Source organism: Mesorhizobium sp. M7A.F.Ca.CA.004.06.1.1 (assembly GCF_003999135.1).
Lineage (GTDB): Bacteria > Pseudomonadota > Alphaproteobacteria > Rhizobiales > Rhizobiaceae > Mesorhizobium.
Map to the genome: position 1 here is coordinate 1 of NZ_RZPQ01000503.1, position 4,342 is coordinate 4,342.

The 4,342-nt window shown below is 61.1% G+C and carries 2 protein-coding genes; both read right to left on the reverse strand.

The window, feature by feature from the left end; translation table 11 throughout:
* The coding region (locus EN906_RS24385; RefSeq protein WP_127375436.1) for a vitamin B12-dependent ribonucleotide reductase at window positions 1–3,174 on the reverse strand (3,174 nt) is incomplete at its 3' end.
* A gap of 600 nt (window positions 3,175–3,774) precedes the next feature.
* Window positions 3,775–4,086, reverse strand: coding sequence for a PilZ domain-containing protein (locus EN906_RS24390; protein ID WP_127268764.1), 312 nt, complete (start codon window positions 4,084–4,086; stop codon window positions 3,775–3,777).
* Window positions 4,087–4,342 lie beyond the last annotated feature (256 nt).

Below are 4,342 nucleotides of genomic sequence, written 5' to 3' on the forward strand. Positions count from 1 at the left end.
GCCCTGCACCATGCCGGCCGGCTCGAACTTGGTGAAGGTGAAGGCGTGCACATATTCGTCGAGCGGCACGCCATATTGCAGGCCGAGCGAAATGGCGATGGCGAAGTTGTTGAGAAGGCCACGCAAGGTCGCGCCTTCCTTGTTCATGTCGATGAAGATCTCGCCGAGACGGCCATCGTCATATTCGCCGGTGCGCAGGAAGATGGTGTTGCCACCGATCTTGGCCTTCTGCGTGTAACCCTTGCGGCGGCCGGGCAGCTTTTCCTGCTCGCGCGACACGCGCTCGATGATGCGCTCGACGATCCGCTCGGTGATCTGTGCGGCACGTGCTGCCGCAGGTGCGGCGAGCAGCTGCTCGACGGCTTCGTCCTCGTCGTCCTCGCCATCGGCGAGCAGCGAGGAGTTGAGCGGCTGCGACAGCTTCGAGCCGTCGCGGTAGAGCGCGTTGGCCTTCAGCGCCAGCTTCCACGACAGCATGTAGGCGCCCTTGGCGTCTTCCACCGTCGCATCGTTGGGCATGTTGATGGTCTTGGAGATGGCGCCGGAAATGAAGGGCTGTGCAGCCGCCATCATCTGGATGTGGCTGTTGATGGACAGCGAGCGCTTGCCGATCTTGCCGCACGGGCTGGCGCAGTCGAAAACCGCCAGGTGTTCGGCCTTGAGGAACGGCGCGCCTTCCAGCGTCATCGCACCGCAGACGTGGATGTTGGCGGCCTCGATATCTTTCCGGGAGAAGCCGAGCGCCGGCAGGATCTCGAACGAGAAATCGTTGAGCTGCTCGTCGGTGAAGCCGAAATTCTCCTTCACCCAGTCGGCGCCGAGCGTCCACTGATTGAAGACGAACTTGATGTCGAAGGCCGACTTCAAGGCTGCGTTGAGCGCGGCGATCTTGTCGTCGGTGAAGCCCTTGGCCTTGAGCGCGCCGGGGTTGATGGCCGGCGCCTGGTTGAGGTTGCCGTGGCCGACCGCATAGGCCTCCATCTCGGCGATCTGGGCTTCGGAATAGCCGAGCGTGCGCAGCGCTTCCGGCACGGCGCGGTTGATGATCTTGAAATAGCCGCCGCCGGCCAGCTTCTTGAACTTCACCAGCGCGAAGTCGGGCTCGATGCCGGTGGTGTCGCAATCCATGACCAGGCCGATCGTGCCGGTCGGCGCGATGACGGTCGCCTGTGCATTGCGGTAGCCATGCTCCTCGCCGAGCTCGATGGCGCGGTCCCAGGCAGCCTTGGCGTGGGTCGCAAGGTCCTGCTGCTTCAGGTCGGAAGCGACCAGCGGCACGGGATTGACGGCAAGCTTCTCGTAGCCCTGCTTCTCGCCATAGGCGGCACGGCGATGGTTGCGCATGACCCGCAGCATGTTCTGCGCATTGCGGTCGTAGTCGGCGAAGGCGCCGAGTTCGCCGGCCATCTCGGCCGAGGTGGCATAGGCGACACCGGTCATGATTGCGGTGAGTGCGGCGCAGATGGCGCGGCCTTCATCGGAATCGTAGGGAATGCCCGACGTCATCAGCAGGCCGCCAATATTCGCATAGCCGAGGCCGAGCGTGCGGTATTCGTAGGACTGCTTGGCGATCTCCTTCGACGGGAACTGCGCCATCATGACCGAGATTTCGAGAACGATGGTCCACAGCCGCACGGTGTGCTCGTAGGCTGCGATGTCGATCGTGCCGTCGGCGTTGCGGTAGGGCAGCAGATTGATCGAGGCGAGATTGCAGGCCGTGTCGTCGAGGAACATGTATTCGGAGCACGGGTTGGACGCCCGGATCGCACCGGCCGATGCGCAGGTGTGCCAGTCGTTCATCGTCGTGTTGAAATGCAGGCCGGGATCCGCGGACGCCCAGGCGGCATAGCCGATCTTTTCCCAGAGGTCGCGAGCCTTCAGCGTCTTCAGCACCTTGCCGTCCTTGCGGGCGGTCAGGTGCCAGTCGGCATCGTCCTCGACGGCGCGCAGGAAATTGTCCTTCAGCGACACCGAATTGTTGGAGTTCTGGCCCGAAACCGTGAGGTAGGCATCCGAATCCCAGTCTGTGTCGTAGGTCTTGAACGACATCGAGCTATAGCCCTGCTTGGCGAACTGGATGACGCGGTAGATGTAGTTCTCCGGCACGGCGGATTTCTTGGCCGCCTTGATCTCGCGCTTCAGGGCGGAGTTGATCGACGGATCGAAGCAGTCGTCGCCATTGCCTTCGCAGTTGACGCAGGCCTTCATGATCGCTTCGAGATGCTTCTTGACGATCTTCGAGCCAGTCACCAGCGAGGCGACCTTCTGCTCTTCATTGACCTTCCAGTCGATGAATTCCTCGATATCGGGGTGGTCGGCGTCGACGATGACCATTTTGGCGGCGCGGCGCGTGGTGCCGCCCGACTTGATGGCGCCCGCCGCACGGTCGCCGATCTTGAGGAAGCTCATCAGGCCCGACGAGCGGCCGCCGCCCGACAGCTTTTCGCCTTCGCCGCGCAGCAGCGAGAAGTTGGAGCCGGTGCCGGAGCCGTATTTGAACAGGCGCGCTTCACGCACCCACAGGTCCATGATGCCGCCCTCGTTGACGAGATCGTCCTGCACGCCCTGGATGAAGCAGGCATGCGGCTGCGGATGCTCGTAGGAGGATTTCGACTTGGTCAGCTTGCCGGTGAACGGGTCGACATAGAAGTGGCCCTGGCTCGGGCCGTCGATGCCATAGGCCCAGTGCAGGCCGGTGTTGAACCATTGCGGCGAGTTCGGCGCGACGCGCTGGGTGGCCAGCATATAGGCAAGCTCGTCGCGGAAGGCGCGCGCGTCTTCCTCCGACCCCTTGAAGTAGCCGCCCTTCCAGCCCCAGTAAGTCCAGGTGCCGGCAAGCCGGTCGAAGACCTGACGTGCGTCGATCTCGGAACCGTAGCGCTCGGCTTCCGGCAGCTTCGCCAGTTCCGCCTCATCGGCGACGGAGCGCCACAGGAAGGAGGGGACGTCGTTCTCTTCGATCTTCTTCAGGCGCGCCGGCACACCGGCCTTGCGGAAATATTTCTGCGCCAGGATATCGGCTGCGACCTGGGAGAACTGCGCCGGCACGTCGATATTGTCCAAGCGGAACACCACCGAACCATCCGGATTCTTAATCTCCGAAAGCGCCTTGCGGAATTCGATCTCCGCATAGGCAGATTGTCCTGGCTTGGTGAAACGACGCTCGATGCGCATTGGTCCGGTCCCTTTTGTCTATATATAGCGCTTTCCTCCAGGGATTTCTGCCCCCGATGCGAAACGCGCATGTCCGCCGTCTGCCGGGCGTTCGAAAACGGCCGGCTCTCCATTTTCGCGGTCTCCGCCGGCCCTGCTGGTCAAACTCCTTGCGAAGCGCCTGCCCAACGCGCCGACGAACCCGCGGGTCCCTCAAAACTGATTTTTTCCGATTCCCTCGGTCGAGGGAAATTCACACTATCTAGCGTCGAACCTACCTGCAAACACTAAATATAGTATTAACAGACAATTTATTCAAGCCCGACAATTGTCCCTATCGTCCCCAACCGCCCCACAATCCCAACGCTTCCGCCGGCCTCGTAAACAGGCGGAAATGCGAGCAAAAACGCACATAATCCGGGAAAAAAGACCGGGCTCAGAACTTTCCGGTCGCACTCTCAACAGGAGCACATGGCCTATAAAAGGCGACTCGTTTTGCGCCGTCAAGGATTCGTTTGCGTAGCTTTTGTGACCCCAACATCTTGTGTGTCACATATGTGGATAACGGGGATAGAATGCAGGCGCGGATCACGATTTTCCGCGCGCAAGCTTGCCCGGGCGTCAGCCGTAATGCAGCCGGGGCTTTGGCTCGGTGCCGGTGAACTGCACCCCGATACGGTCGTTGCGACGCCAGCGGACCTCGCACCGATAGGCAATGCCGTCGAGCGGCACATAGAGAAGGAACCGATCTGGGACCCGGGCTTCGAGCGGTATCTTCAGTTCGGCGCCGCCTTCGTGCTGGTTGCGCAGCGTGCAACCGACTTCCGAATTCGAAATTCCGGTGATGATCGACCCACCCTTGAGCACGCGCGGACGATGCTCGCGCTGGGGGTCGTCGGACTCGTTTGGAATTGGATTTGCGGGATTCGCCATCGATCAAAAATACCAGAGCTGCCGAATCCTACCCTTGATTCCTTAGCAAAGCATTCATGTCGAAGCGCGGCAACGCGTGTCTAAAGCGTGTCGCGCTTGAACGGATTCAAGCGACCCGCTTTAGGTCCTTGCTTTTATGCATGTCGTTCTCCCAAAACCGAGGTCACTTTTGGGCGACATGCATTAGCCTTTGCAAGCCAGTCCCGTTTTGCAAAGAGAGCGGTGTGGCCGCCCGTCAGGAGAAGCTGTGCGGGTC